Origin of the sequence: Buchnera aphidicola (Melanaphis sacchari) (assembly GCF_003096055.1) — a bacterium.
Lineage (GTDB): Bacteria > Pseudomonadota > Gammaproteobacteria > Enterobacterales > Enterobacteriaceae > Buchnera > Buchnera aphidicola_P.
Genome location: NZ_CP029161.1, coordinates 118,651 through 135,096, shown reverse-complemented (window position 1 = coordinate 135,096; position 16,446 = coordinate 118,651). Strand labels below are relative to the sequence as shown.

The following is a 16,446-nucleotide window of genomic DNA, read 5'->3' as shown; positions in this document are numbered from 1 at the left end:
ACATATACAAAAAAATGATTAACTTTTTAAAAATACTGGAAAAAAAGGAACTAATTCGACCTATTGATTTTTATTTTTCAAAACTAATATCACATGGTAATAATATTATTATGCTTGCTGCTGCTTGTATAAGCTTTGAAAGTAGTAATAATCATATTTTCTTACCAATAGAATATTTTGAAAAAAAAAATTTTTTTTCTATTAAAAAAAAATCGATTATTCAAAAAATAATAAATATTTTAAATAAAAAAAAGATAGACTGGTCATTAGAATTATTAAATCACAAAGCATGTAGCAACGGATCTCAAATAACCCCATTAGTGTTATTCAAAAAAAAATTATACCTTTACAAAATATGGAATGCTGAACAAAAAATTTTTAAATATTTAAATAAAGATACAATGAATAAAAATATTGATATAGAAGTATTTTCTAAAATACTTAATGTATTATTTCCTAAAAAAACATGTCATCTCCAAAAAATATCAGTAGCATTAACCTTAATATATAATATTATTTTTATTACTGGCGGTCCTGGAACAGGAAAAACTAGCTTAATAATAAAAATAATTATCGCAATAATAAAAACTTCGAAAAAAAAAATAAAAATTAAATTATCTGCACCTACAGGAAAAGCTGTAGCGCGACTTAAAGAAATTTTAAATAATAAATTTTTGAGAGATAATTTATCAGAAATAGAAAAAGAACAAATTTCTTTTAATCCAGTTACTATACATAAGTTATTAAAAATTTCAAAAATGCCTAACGTAGATATTTTTTGCGATAAAAAAATTATACTTCTTGATGTTTTAATCATTGATGAAGCTTCTATGATAGATATTTTAATGATGTATAATATTTTATCTTCAATTTCTAATAGTACTAAAGTAATTTTTATAGGAGACCAAGATCAATTAAAACCAGTAGAATTAGGTTCTATTTTTAAAAATATTTGTCACCATTCTAATAATAAATACAGTTCTACTGTAAAAGAAATATTAGAAAAAATAATTAAATATTCTGAATTAAAAAAAAATACTAATAAAGAATATTATTATATAAGTAATAGGATATGCACACTGAAAAAAAATTATAGATTCAAAAAAACATCGGGAATATATATATTATCAAATAAAATACACGAAAATAAAAAAGAAATTTTTAAAAAGTTATTTAACAATTCATTAGAAAACGTTTTTTTTCAGGAACATAATTCAATCAAAAAATATGAAAATATGATTAATAAAATTATTAAGAAAACTCAAAAATATTGGGAAATAATATCTAATAAAGATACAATAATAAACATAATAAAAAAATTTCAAGAACATCAAGTTTTATGTGCGATAAAAAATAGTATATTTGGTGTCAAATTTATTAATAAAATTTTAGAAGAGAAAATGTATAAAAAAAAAATGATTAGAAAATACATTTTTATAGATAATGATATATGGTATGTAGGAAAGCCTATTATAGCCACTAAAAATAATAAATTATTAAACATATCAAATGGTGATATAGGCATTGTTAATATTAATAAAGAAAAATTTTTTCAAGTATCCTTTTTGGGGTACAATAGAGAAATCAAAAACATTCCTATAAATTTCTTAAAAAACTATGATACTGCCTGGGCTATTACTGTTCATAAAGCACAAGGTTCTGAATTTAATTATACTACATTGATACTTCCAGATAAAAATCTATCAATCTTAGATAAAAATATCATATACACAGCTATCACGAGATCTAAAAAAATAATAAACATTTTTTCTACTAAAAAAATATTTATGAAAATATTATCAAATACAAATGAAAAAATATTAAAATAGATCAATTACTAAAATTTTAGAACAACGTTCATAGTTATAAATTCTTTTTTTACTATCTGGAAGAACATCAACATTTGATAAAATAAAACCTCTCTCTTGAAACCAATGAATACTTTGAGTAGTTAATACAAAAATTTTTTTTAAATTCATTTTTTTTGCATTTAATTTAATTTTCTTTAATAATAAATCTCCTCTTGAAGAATTCCGATAATCGGGATGAACAGCTACGCAAGCCATTTCACCTATAGCTTCTGGAAAAAAAGGATATAAAGCAGCACAAGCAATAGTTAAATTATCATGCTGAATTATAGTAAATTTATCTATTTCTATTTCTAACTGTTCTCTGGATCTTCGAACTAAGATGCCTTTTTTTTCTAAAGGACGAATAAGTTCTAAAATACCCCCGATATCATCAATATTTGCTTTTCTAATTTTTTCTGCAGATTCCATAACCATTTGAGTACCAATACCGTCACGAGAAAATAATTCTTGTAACAACGCTCCATTTTCATGATAACTAATCAAATGACTACGATTTACTCCACTTTTACACGCTTTTATTGCTCCTCTTAAAAAACGAACTGTTGATGACATATGATCACCACTTTTTTCTAATTCTTTAATTTTATTACGTATATCATTAGGTAGTAATTCAGATATAATTTTTTCTTCTTGATCAATTACTCCCTGTTTACTGCAAAAACCTATCATTTTCTTAGCTTTCAACTTAATACTTACTTGAGTCGCAATTTCTTCAGAAGTTAAATTAAAGCTTTCTCCTGTAACGGACACACCCACAGGACCAATTAAAACTATAGATCCATTTTCTAATTGATAATTAATTGCTTTTTTATCAATCCTTCTTATACGACCACTATGACAGTAGTCTACACCTTCATCTACTCCTAAAGGTTGAGCAATAATAAAATTACCACTTACAACATTAATATTAGCACCTTGTAAAGGAGTATTGCTTAAACTCATTGAAAGACGGGCAGTAATATCAAGCTGCAATCTTCCTGCTGCTTGTTTTACCTGCTCTAAAGATGCAGAATCAGTAACGCGTATATATTTATGGTAAAGTATATTAATATTTTTTTCATTCAAATTAATATTTATTTGGGGACAAGCGCCATAAATAACTACTAATCGAATACCTAAACTATGTAATAATCCTATATCATTAATAATACCAGAAAAATTTCCATATTTCATAGCTTCACCGCTGAGCATTATTACAAAAATTTTTCCTCGATGAGCGTTGATATAAGGAACGCTATGACGAAAACCCTGAACCAGTTCAGTAGTACGCTCTTTCATAAACATCCTCTTGTATTTTGTCTCTGATTACATATTTTTTTAAAATTAAAATAAAAATAGATTAATTAAAAATAATTAGGTAGTAACCAAATTAAAAAGAAGTTATAATAAATATTATTTTTATTAAATAATTCAGAAGATTTTTTAAGATAGGATTTTAGATTTTTAATTGGTTGCGGGGATTGGATTTGAACCAATGACCTTCGGGTTATGAGCCCGACGAGCTACCAAACTGCTCCACCCCGCGCTTTTTTATAGTATAAAATTATATAATCCTTAATAAAAAAATGCAAGCTTTTTTAAGACATTATTTTTTAAAAAAATTTAATAAAATAAATAATTTATAAAATTACTAATTTATAGTATATATGTTACATTCTTAATCAATTATTTTTAAAAAAAATCACTTATATTTTTCCTAAATAAATATGTTGATTAAAAAAAGTAAAAAATATTATATATAATATAAGTTATTTAATTATTTAAAAAAACTTCTTATGTAGTTAAAAACAAAATATTTTCTTTAAATTTATATTTAAAAAATTTTTTAATATATGAAATAGATACGAACTGAATATTAATTAAAAATAAACTTATTTTCAGTAAAAAATACATTAATATAAAACATTAATATAACGAGTTATTATACATTAATGCAAAAATAATAATTCATTTATCTTAAATATCAAACTTTACTATATTATATAAAAAATAAAAATTTATTAAAAATATTAATTGATAATAAAAAAAACTTTTTGTATTTTTCAAAAAAACTAAAAAATTTATTAATTTAAATTTTATTATTATTTATTTTATAACATTAATAAAAATAATAAATTAATAGCAAAAAAAGTACTGCAAAAAAAATTTTATTAATTAATATTAAGATTTTTTTATAGAAAAATATAGTTCCAATTAATATTGGTATAAAATCTAAAGAAATCTATCAAAAAAATCAACGTTAAAAAATTATATAATTATTATGTATAGGATAGATATTAAACTTAAAAAATAAATTAATTTAATAAAATAAAAATTATGAATACAATTCAATCAGGAATTACAGCAGAAAACGCAAAAATTATAATAATTATATCTAGATTTAATAAATTTATTAATGATCATTTATTATCCGGAGCATTAGATGCATTAATAAGAATAGGAAAAATAAAAAAAGAAAAAATTTTAAAAATATATGTTCCAGGAACTTATGAAATACCTTTAGTGGCAAAATATATTGCAAAAAATAATACATGCGATGCTATTATTACAATAGGAACAATAATTAAAGGACAAACTGAACATTTTAGACATATTGCAAATGAAACGTATAATAATTTATCTAAAATTAGTACAAAATATCTTATTCCAATTACTTTAGGAATATTAACAACAGATAATATTGAACAATCTATCGAAAGAGCAGGATCAAAAATGGGAAATAAAGGATATGAAGCTGCATTAACTACGTTAGAAATGATTAATATCATTAAAAAAATTAAAAAAATAAAAAATTAAATTATGAAATATACTGAATTTGAAATTATTTCTCATTTTTTTAAAAAAAATCAAAAAATAGACAAAAATCAAATTAAAGGCATTGGCGATGATAGTGCTTTAATAAAAGTACCAAAAAATAATATTCTTGCAATCAGTACAGATACTTTAGCTGAAGATACGCATTTTTTCAAAAATATTAATCCTCAAGATTTAGCATATAAAGCAATTGCGGTAAATCTTAGTGATTTAGCAGCTATGGGAGCGTTGCCAAAATGGGCTACATTATCTATCACCATGCCAAAAGCAAATCAAAAATGGTTAAAATTATTCAGTACGAGTTTTTTTCAAACCCTCAATAAATACAACATCAATTTAATTGGAGGAGATACAAACCGAGGGCATTTAAGTGTAACATTAAGTGTGTATGGCTTGCTTCAAAAAAACAGTACACTACTACGAAGTAATGCAAAAAAAGATGATTTAATATATGTTACAGGAAGCTTAGGAGAAAGCGGAGCGGGTCTTCTTTTGCTTCAAAAAAAAATCTCTGTAAAAAATATTAAGATACGTAATTTTTTAATTAAAAAACACTTGCGTCCTATACCAAGAGTGAATGAAGGAACAATATTAAATAAAATTGCAAATGCGGCAATTGATATATCAGATGGATTAATATCAGATTTAGGTCACATACTAAAAAGTAGCCAATGCGGAGCAAATATTAACTTAAATAAAATGCCTATTTCAAAAATATTAAAAAATAACTTTACAAGTAAAGACTATTTCAATTGGGCATTACATTCAGGAGAAGATTATGAATTATGCTTCACAATATCCAAAGATCAAATAAGTAAATTAAATGCAGCTATAAAAGAAAAATTAATTAAATGCACATGTATCGGTTATATTACATCAGTAGAAAAAGGTTTTACATTAACAAAAAATAAATATGAAATAGTTTTTCAAAAAAAAGGTTTTGATCATTTTTCTTTTTAAAGAGAGATAAATAAAATATGAAAGACTCGTTATACATGAAAAAAGCAATAGAAATTAGCAAATTAGGAGAATTTTCAACAGCTCCCAATCCTATTGTAGGATGCTTAATTGTTAATAATGATAATATTGTAGGTCAAGGTTGGCATGAAAAATACGGCGAAAACCATGCTGAAATTAATGCATTAAAAATGGCAGGCCATCAAGCAAAAGGAGCAACTGCTTATATAACCCTTGAGCCTTGTAATCATTTTGGAAAAACTCCGCCATGTTGCAAAGCAATTATACAATCTGGAATAAAACGTGTCGTAGTTTCTAACGTAGATCCCAATCCGATTGTTTCAGGTCGTGGAGTATCATATTTAAGAAAAAATGGTATCATTGTTACAATAGGTGTAATGTCAAAAGAATCGAGAAATTGTAATAAAGGATTTTTTAAAAGAATGCAAACTGGTTTTCCATGAATACAACTTAAATTAGCCATGTCAATAGATGGAAAAACAGCGCTAAAAAATGGAGAAAGCAAATGGATTACTTCTAAATATGCACGTCAAGATGTTCAAATGTTTCGTGCAAAAAGTTCTGCTATACTAAGTACTAGTGAAACTATTCTAAAAGACAATCCTCGTTTAAATGTACGTTATAGAAATTTTAAAACTATTTTTTCTAAAGAAAATTTTCGTCATCCCATTAGAGTAATTATAGATAGTAAAAATAGAATAAAAAAAACACATAAGATAATACATACAGAAGGAAAAATTCTTTTAATAAGATTAAAATCAGACCAAGAACTATGGCCTAAAAATGTTGAACAAATTATCTTAAAAGAAAATAATAAAACAATTGATATAATTTCTATTTTAAACTTCTTAGGAAGTTTAGAAGTAAATAATTTATGGGTAGAAGCTGGAAGTACTCTTTCAGGATCTTTATTAAAGATGAAATTAATAGATGAAATTATTATATATATAGCTCCTAAAATACTGGGGCACGAAGCAAAACCATTATTTATACTTAAAAACCAATTAAAATTACTTGAGTGTTTCAAAGGAAATTTTAAAAATATTAAAAAAATAGGTCCTGATATCAAGATTATACTGGAACCAGTATACTAAAAATAAATAGGAGTTCATTTTAATGACTATAATCAAACCATATTTTCGGAGAAAAGCCCGAGCTTGTGCTGTTCAGATGTTATATTCTTGGGAAATTTCTCATAACAATATAAAAAGTAGTGCGATAGAATTTTTAAAAGAAAAAAACAAGAAAAATATTGATATTGCATATTTTTACGAACTAATTATGAATATAACTTATGATTGCAAAAATATAGATAAGTTAATGAAACCGTATTTATCTCGTTCATTAAAAGAACTAGGACATATTGAACGAGCTATTCTTAGAATAGCATTCTATGAATTATACAAAAGAAAAGACATACCTTATAAAGTATCAATTAATGAAGGCATAGAATTAGCAAAATTATTTGGCTCTAAAGATAGTCATAAGTTTGTTAACGGTGTTTTAGATAAAGCTGCATTTAAAATGAAAAAATAAACAGACTATTAAAATATTTTTTTAATAATTAATAAAATTATTTACTGGTATTTCAAAAATCTGATAACCAAGAAAATATTTTTTTTTCCATCCCTTCTGCATCTAATTGATAATCATGTCTAATTTCTTTTTGGCTGCCCTGCGCGAGGAATACATCTGGTAGTCCAATATTTAATACTGGAACTAAAATTTTATTCATCATAATAAATTCGTTCACAGAACTTCCGGCACCACCTGAAATAACACCTTCTTCAACAGTTACTAAAAACTCATATTCAGATGATACTTTTAAAAGTATACTTGTATCTAATGGTTTTACAAAACGCATATCGACTAATGTTGTATTTAAATTATTCGCTACTTTTAAAGCCTCTTTCAATAAAACTCCAAAGTTTAAAATAGCAATTTTATAACCAATTCGTTTTATAACAGACTTTCCTAATGGAATTAAATTCATTGGCGCTAAAGAAACACCAATACCATTACCCTTAGGGTACCGTACAAAACTAGGACCACCTTTGTACATATAACCAGTGTATAACATTTGTCTACACTCATTTTCATTGCTTGGAGTCATAATAATAATTCCAGGAATACATCTTAAATAAGCTAAATCAAAAATACCTTGATGTGTTGGACCATCATTACCAACTACACCTGCTCTATCAATAGCAAATAAAATAGATAACTTTTGAAAAGCTACATCGTGTATTATTTGATCATAAGCACGTTGTAAAAACGTAGAATAAATCGAAACAACTGGTTTATATCCTGCAATAGCTAATCCAGCTGCGAAAGTAACTGCATGCTGCTCTGCAATCGCAACATCAAAATATTGATTTGGAAAAAGACGAGAAAAATTTAACATACCAGAGCCTTCGCACATAGCAGGTGTAATAGCTATTAATTTTTTATCATATCTCGCTACTTCGCAAAGCCAAGAACCAAAAACATCTGAATAACTAACATTTTTCGAAGACAAGCAGAGTGACTGAGGAACAGAATGCCACTTAATTGGATCTAATTCTGCAGGAAGATAACCTTTGCCCTTTTTAGTAACTAAATGTAATAAAAAAATACCTTTGTTAACTTTTATTTTTTTAAAAATATTAATTAAATTTAAAACGTTATGTCCATCAAAGGGACCTAAATATTCAAATCCTAAATTTTCAAATATTGATTGAGTTAAAAAAAAATTATTTTTTTTAAATTTTCTTAAAAATTTTAAATGTTTATTTAAAGCTCCTGTATTTTTAGAAATAGACATTTGATTATCATTTAATATAACTAATAAGTCAGGTTGTATTTGACCAGCATGATTCATAGCTTCAAAAGCCATACCAGCAGTTATAGCTCCATCCCCAATAATACAAATAGTTTTTCTATTTTTTCCTTCTTTTTTAGCTCCAACTGAAAGTCCTAATCCTGCACTAATTGAAGTTGAAGCGTGCCCAACGCTTAAAATATCATATTGACTCTCTTCTCGATGCGGAAATGGATGTAAACCATTTTTTTTTCTAATGCTTATTATTTTTTTTGCTCTTCCGGTTAATATTTTATGTGGATAAGATTGATGTCCTATATCCCATAATAAATTATCAAATGGTGTATTATAAATGTAATGCAAAGCTACTGTAATTTCAACAACGCCTAATCCAGATGCAAGATGACCATGAGAAATAGAAATAACGTCTAATAAGTATTTTCTTAATTCCTTGCACAGTTGAGGTAATTTTGTAGTTGGTAATAATCGCAAATTCTTTACCGAATTAGCAAAAGATAAAATTGGATATTTTTTAGTATTAAAATTCATTAGTAACTCATTATTAAACTTATTCACAGCGTTTAATTATAAATTCTAAAAATAACTCTAATGTATCAATATTAAAAGATTTTTCTTTTAAAAGAAATAATATAGAAAATGCTTCTTTATATAATTTTTCTACTTTTTTCTCAGAATTTTTTAATCCTATTAATAATGGATATGTATTTTTTTTTTTATTTTTTTTCTTTATTTTTTTTATATCATTTTTTATATCAAAAATGTCATCTTGAATTTGAAAAGCTAAACCAATAGAAATAGAGAAGCGATCTAGAATAAACAAAATATTTTTAGAAAAAAAATTAGAAGCTAACAGTACTAAACGCACCGAAGACCTAATTAAAAATGCTGTTTTATATAAATTAATTTTTTCTAACTCTAATAAATTTATTTCATTTTTCTTTTTTTCCAAATCCAAGGTTTGACCAAAACACATTCCTGACGATCCTATAGCATTAGAAAGTTCAGAAATCATTTTTAATCGTACACAATTTTTTATGCCTGGCATAATATAGCTTGATAAGATATTAAAAGCTAAACTTTGAAGAGCGTCGCCAGCTAATAAAGAAAAATTTTGACCATATTTTACATGACAAGCAATCTTACCTCTTCGAAAATAATCATTATCAATGCATGGTAGATCATCATGAATTAAAGAATACGAATGAATTAACTCAATTACTGAAGCAATAACATCCAAGGTAATAATATTAACGTTAAAAATTTTTCCAACAACATATATTAAACATGCACGTAATCTCTTGCCACCTGAAAGAGTACTATATTTCATAGCTTTTAAAAGAATAGAATTTCTAAAAGGAAGCGCATTTAATAGTCTAAATAACTTTACATTTATACGATTTTGATAAGAATCGTATAAATTAGAAAATTTCATTTATTATTCCTAATATATAATGTATTTTGAAAAAATTATTTTACTAATCATTATACTATAAAAAAACTATTTTCTATAAAAAAGATTAAAAATTAACCATAAAAAAACGAAAAATATTTGAAATATGAAAATACCAAAAATATTTAGAAAGTTAGATAAAAAGCCATTTAATACACCTCCAAAAAATATACCTAAAAATTGACTTGTTGAATAGATGCTCATGATACTTCCTTTATAATCAAGACAAGCTTTTTGACTTAAGTTTGCAGGCAAAATAACTTCTAAAAAATTAAAAGAAATAAAAAAAATTTGTAAAGCTAATATTAAAAAAAATAAGTGATTTTTAAAAAATATTGATAATAAAAAAGTTATTGATGAAAAGAAAATAAAAAAAATAGATATTTCAACAACATATTTTAAAAAAAATTGATTTCTTACGCAAAAAAACATCAAAAATAAAACGAAAAATGAAATTAATATATTTATTAAATAAACTATCCAATGATAGTCAAATGCAAGACCAAATAATTCAAAAAAACGCGGTATAAATAAAAAATTCATTGTTAAAATAAAATGAAGAAAAAAAATATTTAAATAAAATTTAAAAAATTTCGCAGAAAAGATATATTTAATTCTTTTTTTACAGAAAAACGATAAATCGTTTGTAGATATTTTTTTACTATAATTTGGAATCATTTTAAAAATAATAAAAATACAAAAAATACAAAAAATAGAGGCAAACCAAAAAATTGAAGAAAAATTAAAAACCTGTACAACTAATGGCCCACAAACAATAGAGATGAGAAAAGATATTGCAAAACTTACTCCTATAGCTGAAATAGCTTTGACGTGATTTTTTTTGCGAATTAAATCGGAAAGCAATGCCATAGAAACACCAGATATTGCTGCAGAACCTTGTATAGCTCTTCCAATTATTAAACCCCAAATTGAATAAGTAACAGAAGATATAATACTTCCAATAAAAAACATTAAAAGACCTAAAATAATTATTTTTTTTTTACTAAATTTATCAGATAAAAATCCAAATGGAATCTGAAATATTACTTGAGAAAATCCATAAATACCAATGGATATACCTACTAAAAACTTATTACTATCATTCAATAATAAAGCGTATTTGCTTAAAATAGGAAGAACAGAAAAAACTCCTAACATACGCAATAAAAAAACTAAGCATAAACTTGTTGTAACTTGCAATTCCATAAAATTCATTTTATAATTTTTCATATTTTATTCTATTTTATTAATTTTTTTAAATGCTAATAATATTTATGATTACGAAAAAAAATTTCAATAAAAACTTTTATAAATTATCTAATACAATTGAAATAACTTCAGAAGGATATCTAAAAAATATTCAAGATTGGAATATAATGGTAGCAAAAAAAATCGCAAAAAAAGAAAATATTTGCCTAAAAAATGATCATTGGAAAATAATAATCTTTATACGAAATTTTTATTTAAAATTCAAAATTGCACCATCTATGAGAATGCTTCTTAAAAGCATTGAAAAAGAAATAGAGGGAAAAAAAATTAACAGTATTTATTTATTTAAACTATTTCCTAAAGGACCAGCAGAACAGGCAAGCAAAATAGCTGGAATCCCAAAACCTTCACAATGCTTATGATATTTTTCTAAAAAATAAAATTTATTGACATTAAAATATTAAATAACATTATTACAATAATAGATAAAAGAAATAACTCTCTAGAAAACTTCCTATCATTTTTTTCTTTAATACTTAAATACGAAATATATAACCAATAAAAATTAATAATTGAAGATAAAAAAAGAAATAAGTAACTAAAGTAACCTAAAAAAGTTGCTATTATAATAAAAAAAATAAAACCAATTATATAGAAAAAAATATGCTTTTTCGCTACTAAAATACCTTTAACTATTGGAAATAAAGGTATATTAGCTTTTTTATAATCATGAATATGATAAATTGCAATAGCATAAAAATGAGACATTTGCCAAAAAATAAAGATAATAAATAATAAAAAACAAAATACATCAAAAGTGTTGTTAACTGCAGTATACCCAATTACCGAAGGAATAGAACCAGAAAAACTTCCGATAAACGTTGAATACATAGTATATTTTTTAGATAATAGAGTATATAAAAACACATAAATAATAAAACCTAAAATAGATAAAAACATCGATAAAAAATTAACTAAACAACCTAAAATTAAAACTCCTAAACATCCCATCAATAACCCTAGAATCGATATTAATATAGGATTGAATGTTTTCCGAATTAATAATCTACTTTTTGTTCTATTCATTTTTTTATCTATATCAATATCAATTATATTATTAAAAATACAACTTGAAGAAATGATTAAAAAAACACCTAGAACAGTCCATAAAAATAAAAAAATATCAAAGAAATTGCGAGAAGCAAATAAAAATGAACCTATTAATGAAATTAAATTGCCAATAACAATACGAGGCTTAATTATTTCAAAAAAATACTTTAAAATATACATGGTGAAATATTTTTAAGAAAATACAACATGATGATTTAAATTATACATAACCCATATAGACCCAAATACGATAATAAAAATTATAATCAATGAAAATAATAATGACATTAAATTCCAGTAGTCATTGGATGAATCAGGTAGATGTAAAAAATATAGAAAATGAACTATAATTTGAATTAATGCTGAAAAAATAATTATAAAATAATTTATTTTTATATCAAAAAAATGAATCTTAACAGATAAAAATGGAATAATAGTTAATATTAAAGATAATAAAAAAGCAACTATATAAGATTTAGTTTCTTTGTTATAATTTTTATTTTTATAGTTACAAAAATTCATTAAATAACTCCATTTAAATAAACAAAAGTAAAAATACAAATCCATATAATATCCAAAAAATGCCAAAATAAGCTAAAACACAGCAATCTAGTTTGAATATTATTCGTTAGTCCTAATCGTAATAATTGATAAATCATTGATACTATCCAAACCAAACCAATACTAATATGAATACCATGCATTCCTATTAAAGCAAAAAAAGAAGAAAAGAAAGCATGTTTAGTAGGACCATAATTTTGTTTAATAAGTTCATAAAATTCATTAATTTCTATTGACAGAAAAACAAGACCTAATAAAAAAGTTATTATTAAATACAAATAAATCATTTTTATATTTTTTTTATTTTTTTCTATTATAATCATTCCGCAAGATAATGAACTTAATAACAAAATAAAAGTTTCTAAAAATACAGAAGGCAAATTAAAAAAATTATCAATTAATAAATATTTTGGAAAGTGAAAAGTATTTATGGCATATACAGAAAATAAAACAGCAAAAAAAATACAATCACTCATCAAGTATATCCATAAACCAAATAATTTTTTACTATTTAAATAATATTTTTTATCATTTAAATGAACGTCAAAAGTTTCCTCTTTAATTTTTCTTTCTATCATTTTAAACCTGCTTTTCGAAGATTATCTAAATGTTTGTTTTCTATATCTGTAACATCTTCTTTGGAAATCATATATTCATCTTTTTCGTCTAAACTAAAATTAATTAGAGAAATTATAATTGCGAATAAACTAAATATTAATAGCCAAGTAATTCTCCAAACTGCTGAAAAACCAAATAATAATGAAAAAAAACTAATAAAAAAACCTAATCCAGTATTTTTGGGCATAAAAATGTTATCATATTTGATTTCTTTTTTTTCTTTTTTATTAATCTTAGATTCCCAAAATTCATCTTTATTTTTAACATTTGGAATAATAGCGAAATTATACACAGGAGCAGGAGAAGAAGTAGACCACTCTAAAGTTCTGCCATCCCATGGATCGCCGGTAATATCAATATTATTATGACGTTCTTTTATAGAAATCCAAAATTGTATTATTTGGCATAAAATTCCTACACCAATAAAAATAGCTCCAACTGCTGCAATACACAATAACGGGTGAAATTCCAAGTTAATATTTTGACTTAAGCGACGCGTCATTCCCATAAAACCTAAAAAATACAATGGCATAAAGGAAGTAAAAAAACCAATTATCCAAAACCAAAACGCACGTTTTCCCCATTTTTCATTTAAAAGAAAACCAAAAGCCTTAGGAAACCAGTAATTAATACCAGAAAAACAACCAAAAACAACACCACCAATGATTACATTATGGAAATGAGCTACTAAAAATAAGCTATTATGCAAAACAAAGTCAACTGGAGGAATAGATAATAAGACACCAGTCATACCTCCAATAGAAAATGTTATTAAAAAACCTATCGTCCATAACATTGAAGAATGCATATATATGCGACCTTGATACATTGTAAATAACCAATTAAATATTTTTACTCCAGTAGGAATAGCTATAATCATAGTAGTAATACCGAAAAAAGCGTTAACATTAGCTCCGGCGCCCATAGTAAAAAAATGATGCAACCACACAATAAAAGATAAAATAGTAATTGCTAAAGTTGCCCAAACCAAAGAAATATAACCAAACAAACGTTTTTTAGAAAAAGTAGCTACTACTTCAGAAAAAACTCCAAATACCGGTAAAACTAAAATATAAACCTCCGGATGACCCCAAATCCATATTAAATTAACGTAAAGCATAGAATTTCCACCCAAACTATCAGTGAAAAAATGAAAATTAAAATAACGATCTAAAGTTAATAATAAGAGCGTTATAGCTAATACTGGAAAAGATATAATAATCAGAATATTAGTGCATAAAGATGCCCAGGTAAAAACAGGCATCTTAAAAAAATTAATTCCAGGGGCACGCATTTTTAAAATAGTAACTAAAAAATTAATTCCAGTTAAAGTCGTTCCAATACCAGAAATCTGTAAGCTCCAAATCCAATAATCTACCCCCACACCTGGACTATATTGAATGCTGGATAATGGAGGATACGCTAACCATCCTGTTTGTGCAAATTCACCTATGCCTAAAGATAAAGTAAGCAATACAGCACTGCTTGCATTTAACCAAAAACTTAAATTATTTAAAAAAGGAAAAGCGACATCACGTGCACCAATTTGCAAAGGAACAACTAAATTCATCAAGCCGATAACAAGAGGCATAGCCACAAAAAAAATCATTATTACACCATGGGCAGTAAAAATTTGATCATAATGATGAGGCGGCAAAAAACCTGCGTGACCAGAAGACGCAATAACTTGTTGCGTTCGCATTAATATTGCATCGGCAAAACCTCGAAACAACATAATAGCTGCCAGAACAATATACATAATAGATATTTTCTTATGATCTACTGTAGTAATCCATTCATGCCATAAATATTTCCATTTCTTATAATAAGTAATACTAAATGCAATAGATAAAGCAATCAAAATAATTCCAATATAAGTTACCATGATAATTGGCTCATGATAAGGTATAGCATTTAATGTTAGATTTCCAAACATTATTTCTTTCTCCATTTTAAAAAAATTAAATTAAAATCCTTAATGCTTGCAAATTAAAACTTTATTTAAAATAGTTCGATCAACTATTTTATTAAACAATTTTCTATGAACGTCAGAAAAATATTCTATAAAATAATTTTCATTCGGCAATGCTAACTTTTTAAAGGATTCAAATGTATTTAATTGATTAGGTGAATTTTTAATTTTTTCAATCCAATTTAAAAAACTTTTTACATCTGGTAAAGATGAAACAACAAATTTCATATTAGAAAAACCTCTTCCGCTATAATTAGATGATATTCCTCGATATTTTCCCGGAGAACTAGAAATTAAATTTAATGTAGTCAACATACCAGGCATAGCATACACTTGACTACCAAGAGACGGAATAAAAAAAGAGTTCATAACAGAATGCGAAGTAATATGAAAAACTATTGGACGATTTGTGGGAAATGCGATTTCATTAATAGTAGCTATATGATATTCTGGATAAATAAATAACCATCTCCAATCTAATGCAACTACATCTATCGTTAAGGGTTGATAATTAGAATATATAGGTTTTTTAGGATCTAATGTATGACTATAATTCCAAGTTAAAAATCCTAAAAAAGAAACGATTAAAATTGGAACAATCCATACTATAGTTTCAATTGTTCTAGAATCACACCAATTTGGTTTATATATTTGATTTTTATTATTAGAACGATATTTTACTGAAAAATATATAGTCATAAAAATAACGGGAATAATAATAAGTAACATCATTAAAAAAGCTATTAATATTAATGAAGATTCCTGCGCAGCAATTAAACCACGAGGATTAAATAATGTAAAACTATTACATCCATGAAGTATAAAAGAAATTAATATTAATAAAAATCCCTTAAAAAAATTATTTAAATTCATATATATCATTTGATAACCTCAAATATATTGATTTATTATTAAAGATTTTTATAAGAAATTTCTCTCAATTAATTTTCATAAATATAAAATCATTATTTTTTTTAAAATCAATAATCTGCGAAATAATTGAATTATATCTTAAAAATTGATAAAATTTAAAATTAAAAAT

Annotated in this window: 14 protein-coding genes, 1 tRNA gene and 1 pseudogene; 6 read left to right on the top strand and 10 right to left on the bottom strand. The window is 24.7% G+C overall.

The annotated features are described in order from the left end of the window. Window positions 1-14 precede the first annotated feature (14 nt). A complete protein-coding gene (gene recD / locus DD681_RS00765; protein ID WP_158341119.1) occupies window positions 15-1,829 on the top strand; it encodes an exodeoxyribonuclease V subunit alpha in 1,815 nt (604 codons plus the stop codon). Here the strand turns inward: recD and argA are convergent. Together argA and DD681_RS00755 are read right to left on the bottom strand one after the other, a co-directional pair. After that, a complete protein-coding gene (gene argA / locus DD681_RS00760) occupies window positions 1,821-3,149 on the bottom strand; it encodes an amino-acid N-acetyltransferase (protein ID WP_158341118.1) in 1,329 nt (442 codons plus the stop codon). The genes recD and argA overlap by 9 nt on opposite strands. A 170-nt stretch (window positions 3,150-3,319) precedes the next feature. Then, window positions 3,320-3,396, bottom strand: a tRNA-Met gene (locus DD681_RS00755). A 791-nt stretch (window positions 3,397-4,187) separates the two neighbouring features. On the opposite strand from DD681_RS00755, the gene ribE reads away from it, so the two are divergent. From ribE to nusB, 4 genes and pseudogenes are all read left to right on the top strand, one after another. Then, complete coding sequence (ribE, locus tag DD681_RS00750; RefSeq protein WP_158341117.1) at window positions 4,188-4,667, top strand: 6,7-dimethyl-8-ribityllumazine synthase; 480 nt, start codon at window positions 4,188-4,190, stop codon at window positions 4,665-4,667. A gap of 3 nt (window positions 4,668-4,670) precedes the next feature. Then, complete coding sequence (gene thiL / locus DD681_RS00745; RefSeq protein ID WP_158341116.1) at window positions 4,671-5,645, top strand: thiamine-phosphate kinase; 975 nt, start codon at window positions 4,671-4,673, stop codon at window positions 5,643-5,645. 17 nt (window positions 5,646-5,662) lie between these two features. Continuing rightward, window positions 5,663-6,757 (top strand): annotated as a pseudogene (ribD, locus tag DD681_RS00740) (bifunctional diaminohydroxyphosphoribosylaminopyrimidine deaminase/5-amino-6-(5-phosphoribosylamino)uracil reductase RibD). A gap of 31 nt (window positions 6,758-6,788) precedes the next feature. After that, a complete protein-coding gene (gene nusB / locus DD681_RS00735) occupies window positions 6,789-7,199 on the top strand; it encodes a transcription antitermination factor NusB (protein WP_158341539.1) in 411 nt (136 codons plus the stop codon). Window positions 7,200-7,251: 52 nt separating this feature from the next. Here the strand turns inward: nusB and dxs are convergent, their stop codons facing one another. From dxs to DD681_RS00720, 3 genes are all read right to left on the bottom strand, one after another. Then, on the bottom strand, window positions 7,252-9,012 hold the full coding sequence (dxs, locus tag DD681_RS00730) for a 1-deoxy-D-xylulose-5-phosphate synthase (RefSeq protein WP_158341115.1): 1,761 nt from the start codon (window positions 9,010-9,012) through the stop codon (window positions 7,252-7,254). A gap of 19 nt (window positions 9,013-9,031) precedes the next feature. Next, window positions 9,032-9,916 carry a polyprenyl synthetase family protein gene (locus DD681_RS00725; protein ID WP_158341114.1) on the bottom strand — a complete coding sequence of 295 codons (885 nt, stop codon included), beginning with the start codon at window positions 9,914-9,916 and terminating at the stop codon, window positions 9,032-9,034. Window positions 9,917-9,982: 66 nt separating this feature from the next. Continuing rightward, window positions 9,983-11,164: an MFS transporter gene (locus DD681_RS00720; RefSeq protein ID WP_261788357.1), complete on the bottom strand. Its 1,182-nt coding sequence runs from the start codon at window positions 11,162-11,164 to the stop codon at window positions 9,983-9,985. 44 nt (window positions 11,165-11,208) lie between these two features. Between DD681_RS00720 and DD681_RS00715 the strand changes: the two genes are divergently transcribed. Next, the gene (locus DD681_RS00715) at window positions 11,209-11,565 is read left to right on the top strand and encodes a TusE/DsrC/DsvC family sulfur relay protein (protein ID WP_158341113.1); all 357 of its coding nucleotides are present in this window, start codon (window positions 11,209-11,211) and stop codon (window positions 11,563-11,565) included. Between the two features lie 7 nt (window positions 11,566-11,572). On the opposite strand, the gene cyoE is transcribed toward DD681_RS00715, so the two are convergent. Genes cyoE through cyoA form a run of 5 tightly spaced genes read right to left on the bottom strand, consistent with a single transcriptional unit; the run spans window position 11,573 to window position 16,286 of the window. After that, window positions 11,573-12,427, bottom strand: a complete 855-nt coding sequence (gene cyoE, locus DD681_RS00710; protein ID WP_158341537.1) for a heme o synthase — start codon at window positions 12,425-12,427, stop codon at window positions 11,573-11,575. A gap of 18 nt (window positions 12,428-12,445) precedes the next feature. Further along, window positions 12,446-12,775: a cytochrome o ubiquinol oxidase subunit IV gene (gene cyoD, locus DD681_RS00705; protein WP_158341112.1), complete on the bottom strand. Its 330-nt coding sequence runs from the start codon at window positions 12,773-12,775 to the stop codon at window positions 12,446-12,448. After that, the gene (cyoC, locus tag DD681_RS00700; protein ID WP_158341111.1) at window positions 12,775-13,392 is read right to left on the bottom strand and encodes a cytochrome o ubiquinol oxidase subunit III; all 618 of its coding nucleotides are present in this window, start codon (window positions 13,390-13,392) and stop codon (window positions 12,775-12,777) included. Before cyoC ends, cyoD begins: the two co-directional genes overlap by 1 nt. Beyond that, a complete protein-coding gene (cyoB, locus tag DD681_RS00695; RefSeq protein WP_158341110.1) occupies window positions 13,389-15,368 on the bottom strand; it encodes a cytochrome o ubiquinol oxidase subunit I in 1,980 nt (659 codons plus the stop codon). Before cyoB ends, cyoC begins: the two co-directional genes overlap by 4 nt. Window positions 15,369-15,407: 39 nt before the next feature. Then, window positions 15,408-16,286, bottom strand: coding sequence for a ubiquinol oxidase subunit II (gene cyoA / locus DD681_RS00690; protein ID WP_158341109.1), 879 nt, complete (start codon window positions 16,284-16,286; stop codon window positions 15,408-15,410). Window positions 16,287-16,446 lie beyond the last annotated feature (160 nt).

Coding starts and splice junctions, on each gene's coding strand:
- recD (WP_158341119.1), top strand. CDS start 15: ATGATTAACTTTTTAAAAATACTGGAAAAAAAGGAACTAATTCGACCT.
- DD681_RS00725 (WP_158341114.1), bottom strand. CDS start 9,916: ATGAAATTTTCTAATTTATACGATTCTTATCAAAATCGTATAAATGTA.
- cyoD (WP_158341112.1), bottom strand. CDS start 12,775: ATGAATTTTTGTAACTATAAAAATAAAAATTATAACAAAGAAACTAAA.
- cyoB (WP_158341110.1), bottom strand. CDS start 15,368: ATGTTTGGAAATCTAACATTAAATGCTATACCTTATCATGAGCCAATT.
- ribE (WP_158341117.1), top strand. CDS start 4,188: ATGAATACAATTCAATCAGGAATTACAGCAGAAAACGCAAAAATTATA.
- dxs (WP_158341115.1), bottom strand. CDS start 9,012: ATGAATTTTAATACTAAAAAATATCCAATTTTATCTTTTGCTAATTCG.
- DD681_RS00715 (WP_158341113.1), top strand. CDS start 11,209: ATGATTACGAAAAAAAATTTCAATAAAAACTTTTATAAATTATCTAAT.
- cyoC (WP_158341111.1), bottom strand. CDS start 13,392: ATGATAGAAAGAAAAATTAAAGAGGAAACTTTTGACGTTCATTTAAAT.
- cyoA (WP_158341109.1), bottom strand. CDS start 16,286: ATGATATATATGAATTTAAATAATTTTTTTAAGGGATTTTTATTAATA.
- argA (WP_158341118.1), bottom strand. CDS start 3,149: ATGAAAGAGCGTACTACTGAACTGGTTCAGGGTTTTCGTCATAGCGTT.
- DD681_RS00720 (WP_261788357.1), bottom strand. CDS start 11,164: ATGAAAAATTATAAAATGAATTTTATGGAATTGCAAGTTACAACAAGT.
- thiL (WP_158341116.1), top strand. CDS start 4,671: ATGAAATATACTGAATTTGAAATTATTTCTCATTTTTTTAAAAAAAAT.